The 16450-nt window shown below is 33.7% G+C and carries 19 protein-coding genes; 10 read left to right on the top strand and 9 right to left on the bottom strand.

Translation table 11 applies throughout. The features are described from left to right. Positions 1-121 precede the first annotated feature (121 nt). On the top strand, positions 122-532 hold the full coding sequence (locus ACFO5O_RS07435) for an acyl-CoA thioesterase (protein ID WP_387962422.1): 411 nt from the start codon (positions 122-124) through the stop codon (positions 530-532). On the opposite strand, the gene ACFO5O_RS07430 is transcribed toward ACFO5O_RS07435, so the two are convergent. Genes ACFO5O_RS07430 through ribD form a run of 4 tightly spaced genes read right to left on the bottom strand, consistent with a single transcriptional unit; the run spans position 529 to position 3672 of the window. After that, positions 529-1143, bottom strand: a complete 615-nt coding sequence (locus ACFO5O_RS07430) for an IMPACT family protein (protein ID WP_387962460.1) — start codon at positions 1141-1143, stop codon at positions 529-531. The two genes, ACFO5O_RS07435 and ACFO5O_RS07430, sit on opposite strands and share 4 nt — an antisense overlap. A gap of 5 nt (positions 1144-1148) precedes the next feature. Then, positions 1149-2012, bottom strand: a complete 864-nt coding sequence (locus ACFO5O_RS07425) for an EamA family transporter (RefSeq protein WP_387962420.1) — start codon at positions 2010-2012, stop codon at positions 1149-1151. Further along, positions 2009-2620 (bottom strand): HAD-IA family hydrolase, encoded by a 612-nt coding sequence (locus ACFO5O_RS07420; protein ID WP_387962418.1) that lies wholly within the window; start codon positions 2618-2620, stop codon positions 2009-2011. The genes ACFO5O_RS07425 and ACFO5O_RS07420 overlap by 4 nt, the downstream gene beginning before the upstream one ends. Positions 2621-2664: 44 nt before the next feature. Further along, entirely contained in the window at positions 2665-3672 is a 1008-nt protein-coding gene (gene ribD, locus ACFO5O_RS07415; protein WP_387962416.1) for a bifunctional diaminohydroxyphosphoribosylaminopyrimidine deaminase/5-amino-6-(5-phosphoribosylamino)uracil reductase RibD, read from the bottom strand. Between the two features lie 35 nt (positions 3673-3707). Here ribD and ACFO5O_RS07410 point away from each other — a divergent pair, with 35 nt between their 5' ends. From ACFO5O_RS07410 to ACFO5O_RS07400, 3 genes are read left to right on the top strand one after another with little or no spacing between them, the layout of a single operon-like run. After that, positions 3708-4199 (top strand): GNAT family N-acetyltransferase, encoded by a 492-nt coding sequence (locus ACFO5O_RS07410; RefSeq protein WP_387962414.1) that lies wholly within the window; start codon positions 3708-3710, stop codon positions 4197-4199. Next, positions 4169-5059 carry a peptide chain release factor N(5)-glutamine methyltransferase gene (gene prmC, locus ACFO5O_RS07405; RefSeq protein WP_387962412.1) on the top strand — a complete coding sequence of 297 codons (891 nt, stop codon included), beginning with the start codon at positions 4169-4171 and terminating at the stop codon, positions 5057-5059. Before ACFO5O_RS07410 ends, prmC begins: the two co-directional genes overlap by 31 nt. Beyond that, the gene (locus tag ACFO5O_RS07400; protein ID WP_387962410.1) at positions 5056-5646 is read left to right on the top strand and encodes an LOG family protein; all 591 of its coding nucleotides are present in this window, start codon (positions 5056-5058) and stop codon (positions 5644-5646) included. The genes prmC and ACFO5O_RS07400 overlap by 4 nt, the downstream gene beginning before the upstream one ends. Positions 5647-5676: 30 nt before the next feature. Here ACFO5O_RS07400 and ACFO5O_RS07395 read toward each other — a convergent pair whose 3' ends face one another. Both ACFO5O_RS07395 and ACFO5O_RS07390 read right to left on the bottom strand, forming a co-directional pair. Continuing rightward, a complete protein-coding gene (locus tag ACFO5O_RS07395; RefSeq protein WP_387962408.1) occupies positions 5677-6402 on the bottom strand; it encodes a copper homeostasis protein CutC in 726 nt (241 codons plus the stop codon). A 1-nt stretch (position 6403) separates the two neighbouring features. Beyond that, complete coding sequence (locus ACFO5O_RS07390; RefSeq protein WP_387962406.1) at positions 6404-8665, bottom strand: beta-N-acetylhexosaminidase; 2262 nt, start codon at positions 8663-8665, stop codon at positions 6404-6406. Positions 8666-8724: 59 nt separating this feature from the next. Here ACFO5O_RS07390 and ligA point away from each other — a divergent pair, with 59 nt between their 5' ends. Both ligA and ACFO5O_RS07380 read left to right on the top strand, forming a co-directional pair. After that, on the top strand, positions 8725-10719 hold the full coding sequence (ligA, locus tag ACFO5O_RS07385) for an NAD-dependent DNA ligase LigA (RefSeq protein ID WP_387962405.1): 1995 nt from the start codon (positions 8725-8727) through the stop codon (positions 10717-10719). Between the two features lie 97 nt (positions 10720-10816). Next, entirely contained in the window at positions 10817-11557 is a 741-nt protein-coding gene (locus ACFO5O_RS07380) for a hypothetical protein (RefSeq protein ID WP_387962404.1), read from the top strand. Here ACFO5O_RS07380 and ACFO5O_RS07375 read toward each other — a convergent pair. The 3 genes from ACFO5O_RS07375 to ACFO5O_RS07365 all read right to left on the bottom strand — a co-directional run bounded on the left by ACFO5O_RS07375 (position 11554) and on the right by ACFO5O_RS07365 (position 13693). Continuing rightward, positions 11554-11937, bottom strand: a complete 384-nt coding sequence (locus tag ACFO5O_RS07375) for a DoxX family membrane protein (RefSeq protein WP_387962403.1) — start codon at positions 11935-11937, stop codon at positions 11554-11556. The genes ACFO5O_RS07380 and ACFO5O_RS07375 overlap by 4 nt on opposite strands. Positions 11938-12018: 81 nt before the next feature. After that, positions 12019-12930, bottom strand: coding sequence for a bifunctional metallophosphatase/5'-nucleotidase (locus ACFO5O_RS07370; protein ID WP_387962401.1), 912 nt, complete (start codon positions 12928-12930; stop codon positions 12019-12021). A gap of 7 nt (positions 12931-12937) precedes the next feature. Next, complete coding sequence (locus ACFO5O_RS07365) at positions 12938-13693, bottom strand: 5'-nucleotidase C-terminal domain-containing protein (RefSeq protein WP_387962399.1); 756 nt, start codon at positions 13691-13693, stop codon at positions 12938-12940. A 73-nt stretch (positions 13694-13766) separates the two neighbouring features. On the opposite strand from ACFO5O_RS07365, the gene ACFO5O_RS07360 reads away from it, so the two are divergent. From ACFO5O_RS07360 to ACFO5O_RS07345, 4 genes are all read left to right on the top strand, one after another. Next, positions 13767-14285: a DUF6913 domain-containing protein gene (locus ACFO5O_RS07360; RefSeq protein ID WP_387962398.1), complete on the top strand. Its 519-nt coding sequence runs from the start codon at positions 13767-13769 to the stop codon at positions 14283-14285. Beyond that, positions 14285-15163, top strand: a complete 879-nt coding sequence (gene dapA / locus ACFO5O_RS07355) for a 4-hydroxy-tetrahydrodipicolinate synthase (RefSeq protein ID WP_387962396.1) — start codon at positions 14285-14287, stop codon at positions 15161-15163. The genes ACFO5O_RS07360 and dapA overlap by 1 nt, the downstream gene beginning before the upstream one ends. A 124-nt stretch (positions 15164-15287) precedes the next feature. After that, entirely contained in the window at positions 15288-16103 is an 816-nt protein-coding gene (locus ACFO5O_RS07350) for an outer membrane protein assembly factor BamD (RefSeq protein ID WP_387962394.1), read from the top strand. A gap of 11 nt (positions 16104-16114) precedes the next feature. Then, positions 16115-16447 carry a DNA-directed RNA polymerase subunit omega gene (locus ACFO5O_RS07345; RefSeq protein WP_387962392.1) on the top strand — a complete coding sequence of 111 codons (333 nt, stop codon included), beginning with the start codon at positions 16115-16117 and terminating at the stop codon, positions 16445-16447. The last annotated feature ends 3 nt before the right edge of the window (positions 16448-16450 follow it).

Genomic DNA, 16450 nt, shown 5'->3' with positions numbered 1-16450 from the left:
TTTTCAGTCCGACAAATATGTGAACAAATTTCTTAAAAAAAAAATCAAAAGGTGTTGAATTTTCGGAAATTTTTCCTCATACTTAAAACGTGTTCAAATTACAAAAAATAAATTAAAAGCCATGGTAAATCCTTTAAAATATAATGAAGTGGAACTGCGTATTCGATACGGTGAAACGGATCAAATGGGCGTTGTATATCATGGTAATTATGCCCAATATTTTGAGATTGGCCGAACCGAATGGTTGCGATCTTTAGGAGCCACTTACAAGCAAATGGAGAATGATGGCATTATGTTGCCTGTAATTTCATTGTCGGTAAATTACAAAAAGTCAGTCCGTTATGATGACCTTATTAAAGTAAAAACTTCATTGAAAAAATTGCCAACCGCGTCCATCGAATTTGATTATATAATTTTAAATGAAGCCGGAGAAATTGTAACAACCGGAAATACGGTTTTAGCTTTTATTGACATTAATAGGAATAGGCCTACACGATGTCCAAAATATATTTTAGATAAACTGCAAAATTAATCGTTTAAGGTCTTCAGATTTACGTCATATAAGTTTTTAAAACTTTCAAGAGTTGCAGTTATTTCAAGTAATCGTACAGAAATAGTGATTTCGCAATCAAGTTCTAATTTTTGAGCAATAACATTTAGGTTTTTTTCTTTGATGATGCGCATCACTTTATTAATATTAGCATAATCAAATTTAATTAGAATTCGCTTATCTATAGTTTTAGTAATAATTTTTGAAGCTTCCAAAGCCAATTGAGCTGTGGTTCGATAAGCGTTAATTAATCCACCAACTCCTAGTTTTACACCTCCAAAATAGCGAACAACAACAATAAGGATGTTAGTGACTTCAAACGATTGTATTTGGCCATAAATAGGCAAACCGGCACTATTATTTGGTTCACCGTCATCATTAGCTCTAAATAGAATTTGTTCTTCTTGTGTGCCTAATTGATAAGCATAACACCAATGTCTTGCAGTATGATGCTGCTTTTTCAAAGATTCTATATGTTCTTTAATATCATCTTCTGAAGTAATAGGAAAGGCATAGCCAAAAAACTTGCTGTTTTTGTCTTTGAAAAGTACTTCCTGAGAAGCTGCAGTAATTGTTTTATAAGTATCTTCTATTGGCACTATGCTAAAGTTACGAGTCCTATTGAAATAACGGCCAATAATATACCAATCCAATTTTTAATTGAAATGTGTTCTTTAAATAGGAGCAAGCCTAATAAGGTTGAAACCATGACAATTGCTACGTTATTAACTGTAAAAATTGTAGAACTTTCCAATCCCTCAAAATGCAGTGCTTTTAGCAAGTAATATATAGAGCCGTAGTTAACGATGCCTAAAAGGGTTCCACCAATTAAACTTTTGTAGTCAAATTTGAGATTTTCAAAAGTAAATTTATAGCTCAAAATTAATAAGCCAATAATCGCTGCAAAACCAAATATGGTTGCTGAAAAAATTGGGATTCCATTTTCTGGTACGTATGTGGTTTCCAAATATTTAATTGAGGTATCAATTACTCCCGACCCAAAAAATAGTATAATAGGAAGAAAAAGATTCTTTTTGAAGTTAATCGATGTTTTTGATTTCACCGAGGCTAAATATACAGCTATCAATGCCAGAACAATACCAATGATTTTTTGTAAACCTGCACTTTCGTGATAAACGTAAAACCCGAATATTACTGGTATAATAACACTCATTTTTGAAGCGACAGAAGCAACGGAAAGTCCATTGCGCTGTGCTGTAAGTGCCATAACATTAAATATGGATATAAATAAAAATCCCAAAAAGATGGCCCCATAAAACCATTTAGAACTTGTAATTTCATCAACTTTAACGGGTGCTTCATAAACTATTAAACCGAAAGTACAAGCGACAATATAATTGACTACAATAGCCTGTAAGGTGTTGACTTTAAAGCGTTCAAACAGTTTAAAATGAATAAATATTAATGTGGATGCTAGTATACTTAAGAGTAGATATATCAAAACAGTTGGTTTTTTGTTGTAAATAAGGTGGTTACATCTTCATTAATTGGATCAATATTCCAAACATGAATTCCTAAACGGGAAGCTGTTAACGTGTTCTCTGGAGTGTCATCAATAAACAATGTTTCCTTAGGATGACTTGATGAGTTGTTTAAAACAAATTCATAAATATTGGTATTTGGTTTGCGCATTTGAATTTCTTGAGACAAATAAAAAAAGTCAAAACAGTTTTTAAATTCGTTGTAAAAATAAACGTTGTTCTTGATCCAATCGATGTGCAAGACGTTGGTGTTGCTCAACAGAATGAGTTTGTAGGCTTTATTTGAGGCCAGACCTTGTAAAAACTCTAAACGATGTATTGGGAAATCCTTTAAAATGTAATTCCAAGCCTCAATAATATCTGTTCTGGATAGCCACGGGAATTTTTCTTGATAAAACATCAAAAATTCATCTGTAGAAATTAGGCCACATTCATAACGATAGTTAGTTTCAAATAGTGCATCTGGAAACTTTTTCAGCTTGAATAATTGAAGGGCATTTTCCATAGCACCTTCTTTATCAAGGTTTATGAATACATCGCCAAAATCAAAAATCAAGTTTTTTATCATATGCCTTTTAGGTATTGGTAGTGCTATTTAAATTAAATTTGAAATTATAATTCATTTTTGTAATACTGCAACAAATCATCATTTAAAGTTTTTTCAGAAATTAAAGTGCCTTTAAAATTAGGGGCTTTTACACCTTCTTTAAATAATATTGGCCCTTTAAATAGGCGCACTTCATCCCAAAGCTTTTCATTAATAAACGTTTGTAGTGTTGTCGTGCCACCTTCAATAATAACTGATTGTATATGATTCTTGAACAAAAAATCACAAACTTGACGCGCTACATTAGAGTCAAAATTTATTTCGTCCGAAGAAATTACCATAGTTTTTGATTCGTCATTAAAAATCTTATGTGTTTTTGAGAGTTTTCTAGTTTTATCTAAAACAATCCTTATTGGATTATGTCCAGTCCAACCCCTAACAGTTAAACTAGGATTGTCTTCTAAAACTGTAGTGGTTCCAACTAGTATAGCATGTTCTTCGGTACGCCATTTATGTACTAGTTGTCTGGAGGCTTCATTGGTAATCCATACGGGTTTTTGTTGCAACCTCGATTTGGGTGCAATAAATCCATCTGCACTTTCAGCCCATTTTAAAATTATATAGGGTCTTTTCTTATTATGAAATGTGAAAAATCGCTTATGATGTGACTTACATTCGGCTTCTAAAACACCTAAAATCACCTGGCAACCTTCTGACTTTAACTTTTCAATGCCTTTTCCTGCAACTTCGGGATTATCATCCATACAGCCAATTACAACATTGGGAATGTTGTGTTTAATAATCAAATCACTACAAGGAGGTGTTTTTCCAAAATGGGAGCAGGGCTCTAAAGTCACATAAAGCGTGGAGTGCTTTAATAATGATTCATTTTTTACAGACGTAATGGCATTAACTTCGGCGTGATTACCTCCGTAGGGACTTGTAAATCCTTCTCCAATAATAATATCATCGTGCACAATAACACATCCTACCATTGGGTTAGGTCGTGTTGAGCCTAATCCGTTTTTGGCAATTTCAATACAACGTTTTATGTATTTTTCATGTATCTTCACCCCGACAAATATCGGTATAATTTTAAGATTAAAAAGTGAGCGACAACAATATTGTAATTAGGAAAATAACCAAAGCAGATAATGAACAAATAGCTAAAGTTATTAGAGCTGTGCTTATAGAATTTGGCGTGCCTAAAGTAGGAACGGCTTATGCAGATAAAGCTCTGGATTGTATGACCGAAACCTATGATCAACCTAAATCAACCTATTTTGTAATAGATAATAATGGAAGCATCATTGGTGGTGCTGGCATCGCACAATTAGATAATTATGAAGGTAATGTGTGCGAATTACAAAAAATGTATTTTTTACCAGAGGCAAGGGGCGTTGGACTTGGAAGTAAAATGATGCAAGTTTGTTTGGACCAGGCTAAAGCTTTTGGTTTTGAACAATGCTATTTAGAGACTTTGCCCTATATGGAAGATGCCCGAAAATTATATGCTAAAGTTGGTTTTAGGTCTTTAGACGGGCCAATGGGTGATACTGGTCATTACTCATGCAACCTCTGGATGATAAAGGATTTATGACCTTAAAAGACTTAAAGAATCTATTTCACAAAGATTTGGATGCTATTCATGGCAAAGCCGAAGTGCAAAGTTTTGTCAATCTTGTTCTTGAGTATCATTTAGATTTAAAACCTATAGATATAGTTTTAAGTGGTGAAACTACAATTTCCAAATCCAAAGAATTACTATTTATAAGTATTATTGATCGTTTAAAAAAGGAAGAACCCATTCAATATATATTAGGAGAGACCGAATTTTATGGTTTAAAATTAACGGTAAATCCCAGCACTTTGATCCCTAGGCCAGAGACTGAAGAATTGGTAGGCTGGATCATTGCTGATCATAAACACCTAGATAAAATTTCTATTTTAGATATTGGAACGGGAAGCGGTTGTATAGCCATAACATTAGCAAAGCATTTACCTAACGCAAGGGTGTACGCCTTGGATGTGTCAAAGGACGCACTTGACGTGGCAGCAAAAAATGCCAGACTAAATCAAGTTGATATTGAATTTATAGAAGCTAGTATTTTAGAAAGTACGTCTTCTAAATTAGATGTTAGTTCCATGAAATTTGATGTTATAGTATCTAACCCACCTTATGTGAGAAAGCTCGAATCGTCTGCGATCAAAAACAATGTTTTAAACCATGAGCCGCATCTTGCATTATTTGTTGAAAATGATGATCCTTTGGTGTTTTATAAGGCCATTTCTAACTTCGCTGTTCATAACTTGAAGCCTAAAGGCAGCATATATTTTGAAATAAATCAATATCTTGGGGTAGAGACCAAACAACTTTTAAGTCAATTTGAATTTAAAAATATTGAGTTAAGAAAAGATATTTTTGGTAAGTACCGAATGCTAAAAGCTATAAAATCATGATCAATTTAACATCTGTAGCCGTATTTTGTGGTAGTAGTGAAGGAAATGATACCACTATAATTTCTCAAGCAAAAGCTTTGGGAAAGAAGTTCGCCGATGAAAACATAACTTTGGTTTATGGTGCTGCAAAAATTGGCATTATGGGCAAGGTTGCTCAATCTTGTTTAGAAAACCACGGTAAAGTTATTGGTGTAATTCCAGAATTTTTAAAAAAGAAAGAGGTTGTTCATTTAGGATTACATAAGTTAATTACCACCAAGAACATGCACCAGCGCAAGTTAAAAATGCATGAACTTTCGGATGGATTTATCACACTCCCAGGAGGTTTTGGCACTTTTGAAGAACTTTTTGAAATTATTACTTGGGCACAACTTGGGCTGCATCAAAAACCAATAGGTTTATTGAATGTTAATGGGTTTTACAACGATTTAATTAAAATGCTGGAGACTATGGCCGTAAAAGGATTCTTAAAAATGGAGAATCTTGAATTATTAATAGTCGATAGCCAAATTGATGCATTATTAGATAAAATGAAATCTTTTAAGCCCCAAAATACTCCTAAATGGTTAAAAGTTGAACGGACTTAACATACCTTTTTCTAAATTTCTTCAATACTTCTAAAGGCAGGAATTTAATATACCCTTGATTTTGTTAATATCAGAAACAACTTCGATAGTTTCGTCAAAGAATTTTAAACTATTCATCGAGATATTAGGGGATTGATTGACTTTATGAAGTGTCGTTGCAGAGGCATGGATTTCGTTGAATCCAGCATCCTTAAATAATTTGGCGTTTTCAATTGTTATGCCACCTCCAGGAAGAATTATAATGTTTTTATTAGCCATTTTTTGTAGTTCAATTAAGTTTGAAAGACCTTCTTCTGCAGAATTATCCTGCCCAGAAGTTAGCACACGTTCAACGCCTAAATCTATGAGTTGCTGTAATGCTTCAAATGGATTTGGTGTCCAATCATAAGCGCGATGAAATGTGAAATCTAGTGGTCGTGACCATTTTATTAATTGCTTTGTTCTCTCAATATCAATGGTATTGTCTTCCTTTAAAACTCCTGACACAATCCCATCACAGCCCAAATTTTTACAGAGTGCAATGTCATGTTTCATGATATTGAATTCGTCACTAGAATAAGTGAAATTCCCAGATCTAGGGCGGATTAGTACAAAAACTGGAATATTTAAAACTTCAATAACTTGCTTTAAGAGGCCATAGCTAGGCGTTAAACCTCCTACTGCTAATTCGGCACATAACTCTATACGATGTGCACCAGCCGTTTGGGCATTGATTGCCGATTGGTAATTGGACGCACAGATTTCAAGTTTCATCATTCTATTTTATTATAATCTCGTCAATAAATGTCCACGCTTTATTGCCTGCTCCTTGATTGCCTTCTTGGATAATTCCATAATTTGGAATTTTTAAATAGATATACCTTGATTTTTTATTAATTGTTAGGTTAACTTCAGAGGTGTTTTTAGTTGAAGTTTGGATTTTTATTATTGAATCTATCTTTTGCTTTTTTAGACCAAATTGGATTTCTTTAGGTGCATAAATCCATTGCCCGGGAGAATTATAAAAACGCGTTTCTACTGAATTAATCTCTGTTTTTTCGCCTAGATCGATGGTAATCTCCAGATCTTCACCCCAAAACCCTAGCCATTCTTTGTCACCATAACGCGTATCACTACCCGAAATTCCATTTATTAACCCGGCTGCACCGCTTCCGGGATACGATTTATGGGGTTCAACATTAAGCGTGATTTGTTTTGCAACTGCTTTGTGATAAACGATATTCTGTGTAAATAATGAACCTAATTGCTGTTTATCATTAAAAATCGCTGCTTTTATGATTGTGTTTTTAGTTATAGGAATTGCTTCAGTATAAACGTTAGACTTCAAACTAGGTTTTGTGCCATCTATAGTATAATAAATAGTATTATTTGAGGTTATCGTTTTTAATTCATAACCTACTGAAGTCAAATTACCTTCAATTTCATATAAGTGGTTGGCATAGTTAATATCTAAGGCTTCTAAACGCTTATGAAAATGCTCAACACGATTAACAAAATTCTTATAGTTTTTGTGTTTAGGTGTGCTCCAAACTACTTCGCTCATGGCCAAAATACGTGGAAATACCATATATTCTACTTGTTTTTCGTTTAGAATATATTCTGTCCATAAATTGCCTTGTGCTCCTAAAATGTATTTTGATTCTTTTCTGCTTAATTCTTCTGGGATTGGATTAAAATGATAGACTTTTTCAAGAGGTAAATAGCCGCCAATAGCCAATGGTTCATTTGAATTTTCAGACTGATAATAATCAAAATAACAATGCGATGTTGGGGTCATTACAACATTGTGACTTTGTTTGGCAGCTTCAATAGCGCCTGATGTTCCTCGCCAAGACATAACTGTGGCATTGGGAGCCAGCCCGCCTTCAAGTATTTCATCCCAGCCAATAATTTGTCGGCCTTTACTATTTAAGAATTTTTCAATTCGAGACACAAAATAGCTTTGTAATTCATGTTCGTCTTTTAAACCTTCATTCTTGATTCGTTTTTGGCAATTTGGACAACTTTTCCAAAGCTTTTTTGGGGCTTCGTCACCACCAATATGAATATACTTGCTTGGAAATAGTTCTAAAACTTCATCTAAAACATCTTCAAGAAAATCAAAAGTTTCGTCCTTTGAACAATAAATATGCTCGAAAACGCCCCATTTACTAGCTACTATTGGCTGTTCTCCGGTACAACCCAACTCTGGATAGGCAGATATGGCGGCTTGCGAATGTCCCGGCATTTCAATTTCGGGTATAATTGTGATATGCTTTTGTTGAGCATAGGCAACAACCTCTTTTATTTGCTCTTGGGTGTAATAACCGCCATAACGTATACCGTCAAATCGTTGCGGTGAATTACTATAATGTCCAATTAAAGTTTCATCTCTAAATGCAGCAATGGTTTGTAGTTTAGGATATTTTTTAATTTCTACGCGCCATCCTTGATCATCGGTAAGATGCCAGTGAAATGTATTCATTTTTAGCATAGCCAACGCATCAATATATTTCTTTATGAACGCAACCGAGAACATATGGCGTGCGACATCTAAATGCATACCTCGATAGGCAAACTGCGGTTCATCGGTAATTGTCACACAAGAGATTTGAACACTATCATTGTTAAATTTACCATTTTCAAATTCTGGAGGTAGCAATTGACGTAAGCTTTGAACTGCATAAAATGCACCTTGGTCTGAATTTGCTCGTATTTCAATTTTATCTGTACTAATTTTGAGTTCATAACCTTCTGAATTCTTAATGGAGCCATCTTTTATAAATTCTATGCTTTTATTTTTCTGAAGTTGAATATTACTTCCATTTTCTATAAACGACTTAAAAAATTCAGCAGAATCTTTGAAAGCTGAATCGTAAGTTATCCCAGTTGAATTATTAATAATAAATGTTCCGTCGTTTATACTTAAATGTGATGGAACTGGGATGATTTTTGTGTCGATTTGAGCATTTTCAGCTTCTTTGCAGCTGAATAAAAAACTAATAAAAACAGCAAGTGCAATGCTTTTGTTGAAGGTCATTTTAGTATATTAGATGCCTTAAATATAATTCAAAAAACTAACTTTTCTGTACTTGTTTCATGGATATTCAACAGCAAATAAAAGCACTTTCTAAAGAGCTACGTGAGCATAATTATAATTACTATGTTTTAGATCGCCCTACAATTAGTGATTATGAGTTTGACCTTAAGTTAAAACAATTACAGGAGTTGGAGATACAATATCCTGAATATGCTGAATCTAATTCACCAACGCAACGTGTGGGAGGTGAAATCACGAAGAATTTTGAAACCGTGGTACACGAACATCGTATGTACTCGTTGGATAATTCCTATTCAAAAGAAGATTTGTTGGATTGGGAAGCACGTATAAAGAAATTAGTTGATGGTCCAGTTCAGTATACCTGTGAACTTAAATATGATGGTGCTTCCATTAGTTTAACTTATGAAGACGGAAATTTGATAAAAGCCGTGACTCGTGGTGATGGTACTCAAGGTGATAATGTCACTGCGAATGTGAAAACAATAAAATCGGTTCCGTTACAACTTAAAGGCGACTATCCACCAAAGTTTGATATCAGGGGAGAGATTGTTTTACCTTTTGAAGGCTTTAATAAAATGAATGAGGAGCGCATTGAAATTGGTGAAGAACCTTACCGTAATCCTAGAAATACGGCATCAGGGAGTTTAAAACTTCAGGACAGCGCCGAAGTCGCTAAACGCCCATTGGAATGTTTGCTTTATAATATTACTGGAAATAATCTAAATATTTCCACCCAGTTTGAAAGCCTTGAAAAAGCTAGGCAATGGGGGTTTAAAGTCCCAGATGTTGCAAAATTGGCTAGTTCTATTGATGAGGTTTTGGAGTTTATCGATCATTGGAACGTGCATCGCCACGACTTACCTTACGAAACCGATGGTGTTGTTATTAAGGTCAATGACTTGCATCAGCAGGACGAATTGGGTTATACGGCAAAAGCACCGCGCTGGGCGATGGCTTATAAATTTAAAGCAGAACAGGTTTCAACACGATTAAATAGTATTACTTATCAGGTAGGGCGAACAGGAGCAATAACTCCGGTAGCCAATTTAGAGCCTGTTGAACTTGCAGGAACTACAGTTAAACGCGCCTCATTACATAATGCCGATCAGATTGAGAAATTGGATATAAGAGTAGGCGATGAAGTGTTTGTGGAGAAAGGTGGCGAAATTATTCCAAAAATTATAGCAGTTGATTTGACCAAACGTCCAGAAAATTCAGAACCAACAAAATATATTAGTGAGTGTCCTGAATGTGATACCATTTTGGTTAGGGCCGAAGGCGAAGCCCAACATTATTGTCCAAACTATAATGGTTGTAAACCACAGATTATTGGCCGTATCCAGCATTTTATTTCACGAAAGGCGATGGATATTGAAGGATTGGGAGGAGAAACTGTGGCATTGTTGGTCAATGAAGGCCTCATCAATAACTATTCAGACCTTTATACTTTAACTAAGGAACAGGTTATCCCTTTAGAAAGAATGGCCGAAAAGAGTGCAGATAATCTGATAAAAGGTATTGAAGCTTCTAAACAAGTGCCGTTTGAACGCGTTTTATTTGCTTTAGGCATACGTTATGTTGGTGAAACAGTTGCAAAAAAATTGACCAGACATTATAAATCTATTAGCGCCATTGCGAATGCAACCTTAATTGATTTGGTAACTGTAGATGAAATTGGTAGTAGGATTGCCGAAAGTGTTATGGACTTTTTTGCTTCAGCAGATAACAGGTATATTATTAATAGGTTAAAGGAATTTGGACTACAACTGGAAATTTCAGCCGAAAAATTAGCTAACCAGACCAATAAACTTCAAGGAGAGGCCTTTGTGGTTTCAGGCGTGTTTGAATCTGTTTCTAGAGATGAGTTGAAAAAACTTATAGAAGATAATGGAGGTAAAGTATCTTCTTCGATTTCTTCTAAAACAAGTTATGTTGTGGCTGGAGACAATATGGGGCCTAGTAAGAAAGATAAAGCAAATACACTTGGTGTACCTATAATTTCTGAACAAGATTTCTTACAAATGATTAAGTAAATTCTTACGAAAAGTAATTTTTTATCGATTAAATGCATTTTTATACGTCTAATTACATTTTTTTTATATATTTGTTTTGTGATTATAAAATGACGTAATGAAAACAAAGTCTATTTTAGTAGCCAGTCTAATCATACTAAGTTTAGTTTTTATTGGACTACAAATACTCAAGCAGGAGGTTTACGCTTCTGGAACGAGAACATTAATTCTTTTATTATTAACAGCTTTGTGTTGTTTTGAAGGAAAAGTGAAAAAGGGATATTTCTTTTTGTTTTTAGTTACCTTTTCTCTTGCAGAGCTATTGAATTTTGTAGCCTGGTTTGTAACTCCAGAATTTAGGGCTAGTTTAGATTACTTTTATTTCATAGGAAATGGCTTGTATATCTTATCGTATGTGTTTTTAATTATTGAAGTTATCAAAAACTTAAACATTAGGGATGTGATTGCTAAATTTCCAGTTCATATTATTATACTGGTTGTTTTAGACATTTTTTGTGTTACTATTGTTACAGACACAACTAAAGGAACCTTATCAATTTCAGAGTATTCATTAGAATTTGTTTATAATACCGTGATAATGTCACTTTTAACCATTGCTGTGATCAATTATATTTATAAAGATGATAAAAAGGCCATGAACCTTTTAGTTGGCTCTATTTTTATTGTGTTTTCAGAAATTATTCAATTAGCCTATTTTTATGTAATAGATTTTAATGTTTTAAATGTATTGTGCTCACTATTATTGGTGCTTGCATTTTTGTTTCTTTATTTACATGCTCGATTACCCGATATAGATCAGGAAGCGCTATTAGAAGACCCTGAACCTATAGAAGCCTAAGCCTTTTTATTTAATAACGGAATATTCTGCCTATATATATAAAGAATAATGGCAGAAAGGGTAAAAGTAGTTATGGCAGTAATAAATAGAATACCACCATCATTATTTATTTCTATTCCTAATATAGAAAGGTGCATGAAGATAGCGCCTCCAATGACCCCTAAGGTCAGCAATGCGCCAGCCCAAGCCGTTTTTGGGATTAAGAGTAAAATACCAGAAATGAGTTCTAAAATACCTATGCCAATTCTACCATAAGGTTCAAGACCTACTTTAGAAAAAATATAAACGCTGTCTGGATGGGCGCTAAATTTAAAACGCAGGGTTTGAATTAAGATAATGGCAACTACAATGCGAAGTATAAGTGGAATGTATTTTTTCATAATATTTCAAATTAATACTCCATTTGTCGAATACAATTTGAAAACTTATCAAAATTGAAAAAAAGAAATCAATTAAGATTTTTAAACTAAAATCGTAGTTCCGTTTGCCGCTTTATTTTTATCGCTATCAAAATAAAAATCGATACGGCCTAAATTAATACCGTAGCATCCTACTTGATTTACTAGTACGTTTTTGTCTTCTATGTTTTTCACCACGGTTGGTTTTTTAAGAAACGTATGGGTATGGCCTCCAATGATTAAATCAATATTTTTTGTAGCCTTTGCAAGATTCAAATCACTTGGGTTGTTAGGTGCATTTGTATAATGATAACCAAGGTGCGAAAGGCAAATTATTAGGTCGCAGTGTTCATCTTCCTTTAAAGTCCTGCTCATATCTTGGGCAATTTCAACAGGGTCTAAATACACAGTTTCTTTATACATACGTTTATCAACTAAACCATCTAATTTAATGCCAAGTCCAAAAATTCCAATTTTAATTCCATCTCGATTAAAAATGCGATATGGCTTAACATGTGTATTCATAACGGTATTAGAAAAATCATAATTGGCAGATATTAGTTCAAATTTGGCATGAGGTAACTGTGCATAAAGGCCATCTATACCATTGTCAAAATCATGATTACCAATTGTTGCGGCATCATATTTTAACATACTCATGAGTTTAAATTCTAATTCACCACCAAAATAGTTAAAATACGGTGTCCCTTGAAAAATGTCACCAGCGTCTAATAAAAGTGTGTTGGGATTCTCTTGTCGAATGGCCTCAACCAAAGTTGCTCTCCTTGCAACACCACCTTTATTTGCGTTTAAGCCATCTTCAGGACCAAATGGATCGATATGACTGTGTACATCATTAGTATGTAGGATGGTTATTTTTTTATCATTCCTTGAAAAAGATTGTAGTCCAAACCCTCCAAGGCCAATTAGAGAACTAGCTACAGCTGTTTGTTGTATAAAATGTCTTCTTCTCATAAATCTATTATTTCAGTTTGATAAATCGATTATCAATTACCGGATTTAAGGTGTCCTTCTTAACAAAGTAGTCAATAAGCACACTCCTAATTTTATAATCTAGTAAATACAGTGAATCATTAGTTTTGAAAAAATTCATGTTATCACCTCCATTGTATAAATAATCGTTCGTAGCAACATAATATACAGTTTCAGATTCAATAGGCTTGCCATTTATCAAAGCCGATTTTACTTTGTAATTTCTATCTAATGTAAGTTGGAGCCCTGAAATTGGATGTGCTCTTTTGGCTCTGGACAAATAATTTACCAGTTCAAAAACTTGAATCCCCTTAAGTGCAACTACAACGACTGAATTTTCAAACGGCATAATTTCAAAAGCCGTTTTAGTAGTAACATTTCCTTTTGAAATTATAGAACGAATACCACCATGGTTAAGCAAAACCATATCAATGTTTTTTCCTGTTCTTTTGTTAAAAATAGGATTGGATTCTTCATAAACAGCATCGGCCATTAAATTACCTATGGCCGTATTGAATTCACCGTTGGTTTTGGTGTAGGTTTCAACGGCATAAGTTAAAACACTGTCTAGGTCCTTATATACATGTTCTCTATAAGGTTTTATAAAAGCTTCAACATCATGGTTGGCACTCAAGCTATCTGAAATTAAAATTTGTTCTCCTTCAATTTTGTAAAGATGAGACTCCTGTTTACAAGCAATCAACGAGAGCACTATAAAACAGCCTATAAGATGTTTAAACGTCATGCAGTATTATTATAAAAAACTTAGTGCTTTCATGTATGCACTTTTATTACTTTTGTACAAAGTATAAAGATATATGATTTTAAAGGCTTTTAAAGAAAAATCAAACCAAAAATATATCAACAAATTGTTAAGCGAACGAACAGCATCAGTTCATAACAAAAAGATTAATTCTATTGGTGTAATTTTGCATTTGAATGAATTTAGTGATTTTGAAGCCATTAGAAACTATTTTAAGTCTTTGGGATTAATAGCAAATAGGATTAAGATTATTGGTTTTGCTGAAGAAGAAAAAGATTTGGGTTACCAATGGGAAACTTATGTGAATTCAAAGGATTTTGGTTGGAAAGGCAAAATTAATAATGTAGAATTGCAAACTTTTATTGACACCGAATTTGATGCACTGATTAGTTTCTATAAGCAGAGTAGTTTGGAACTTAATTTAATAACAGCACAATCCAAAGCTAATTTTAAAGTAGGGTTGTCTAATAAAGACCAAAGGTTATACGATCTCATCATAAATGTAAGTCCAGATGAGTTTAACCTTTTTAAAAATGAATTGAAAAAATATTTAACCGTTTTAAATAAATTATAATGACCAAATTTTTAGGTACTGGAGTAGCATTGGTTACACCTTTTAAATCAGATTTAAGTGTAGATTATGATGCACTTGCTGCAATCGTAAATTACAACATTGAGAATGGTACAAACTATCTTGTAGTTAGCGGAACTACAGGAGAGAGTGTTACGGTTACAAAGGAAGAGAAGAAGAAAATCACAAAATCGGTCATTGAAACTAATAAAGGACGTTTGCCAATTGTACTTGGTATTGGCGGTAATAACACTATGGCTGTTGTAGATGAAATTAAGTCCACCGATTTTTCTGGGATTGACGCTATTTTGTCTGTCTCACCTTATTACAGTAAGCCAACCCAAGAAGGGTTATACCAACACTTTAAAGTTATTGCAGAGGCTTCACCAGTTCCTGTAATACTTTATAACGTTCCTGGCCGAACTTCTAAAAACATGTTGCCAGAAACAACGTTACGTTTGGCTCGTGATTTTGAGAATATTATAGCCGTCAAAGAGGCAGGTAATAATGTTGCACAATATTTAGAGCTTTTAAAAGATAAGCCTGAAGACTTTCTTATTATATCAGGAGATGATGATTTAGCCTTAGGGGTAGTTTTAGCAGGTGGTGCAGGGGTAATTTCGGTAATTGGTCAAGCTTTACCAAAACAATTTTGTCATATGATTCAGCTAGGCTTACAAGGAAAAGCAAAAGAAGCCTATGAAATTCATTACAAACTCATGGATGTTACAGGGTATATTTTTGAAGAAAATAATCCAGCGGGAATAAAAGCTGTATTTGAAGCTTTAGGAATGGCACGTGATACTGTTAGACTTCCGTTAGTTCCTGCTACTGATGGTTTGAAAAGTAAAATTAGAAAAACCCTTAAAGAAATAGGGTAGGGTACTTAAAAGTTAAATCTGTCTTAAACCTGATTTTAACCTTAATTCAACTGTTATTTTAGCATGAAATATTTGTTTTTTTAATACGTTTGAAATACGTACTTTTGCAATCTGTTTTTTATTTATGAAGAATTTATTTTACATTATATTAGTTGCTTTAACCGTTTCGTCTTGTAGCGAATTTCAAAAGGCCTTAAAATCAGAAGATACCGCTACTAAATTTAATTTAGGAACAGAACTTTATGATGCCGGAAAATATAGCAAGGCTAATCGTTTATTTGCTCAAATTGTTCCTGCCTATAGAGGCAAACCACAGGCAGAAAAACTAATGTATATGTACGCCATGTCGTATTACCATATGCGCGATTTTCATTTATCGGGTTACCAATTAGAACGATTTCAAACAAGTTATCCAAAAAGTGAAAAAGCAGAAGAGGCTTTGTTTCTTTCAGCAAAGAGCTATTATATGTTATCGCCAGTTTACAGCAAAGAGCAAAAGGAAACCAATGAAGCCATTGAAAAACTTCAGTTGTTCATTAATAAATATCCACAATCGCAATATTTGGCAGAAGCAAATGGCCTAATTAAAGAATTAGATTTTAAATTAGAAAGAAAGGCTTACGAAATCGCCAAACAATACAATACTACAGCTTATTATGAATCTTCAGATTATGAAGCAGCAATAAAGGCATTTGATAATTTTCTGTTAGAGCATCCTGGATCTTCTTTTCGTGAGAAAGCTATGTTTTATAGGTTAGAATCAGCGCATAAACTAGCTGTAAATAGTGTAGAATATAAAAAAGAAGAACGATTAGGAATAGCAATGGGATATTTTAATACGTTTAAGAGATATTTTTCAAATTCTGAATTTTATCCTGAAGCAGAGCGTATGAATCAAGAAATGCAAACCGAATTGGAAAAATTTAATACAAAAAGTTAATTTTATTACTAATGGATTTAAAAAAGACACATGCTCCAGTAAGTACGTTAACGTACGACAGAAACGAAATTGACGCTTCAACTGATAATATTTATGAAGCCATTTCTGTTATAGCTAAAAGAGCTGAACAAATTAACACTGACATTCGTAGAGAATTGGTTGACAAATTAGAAGAATTTGCAACTTACAACGATAGTTTGGAAGAAATCTTTGAAAACAAAGAGCAGATAGAGGTCTCTAAATTTTATGAAAAGTTACCAAAGCCACATGCTTTGGCCGTTCAGGAGTGGTTAGACGACAAAATCTATTTTAGAAATACAGACGACGACATTAAGGACGCATAACTA

The sequence above is a fragment of the Geojedonia litorea genome (genome assembly GCF_042654525.1).
Taxonomy (GTDB): domain Bacteria; phylum Bacteroidota; class Bacteroidia; order Flavobacteriales; family Flavobacteriaceae; genus Geojedonia; species Geojedonia litorea.
The sequence above is the reverse complement of the archived record's forward strand: the minus strand, read 5'-3'. Positions and strand labels throughout refer to the sequence as shown.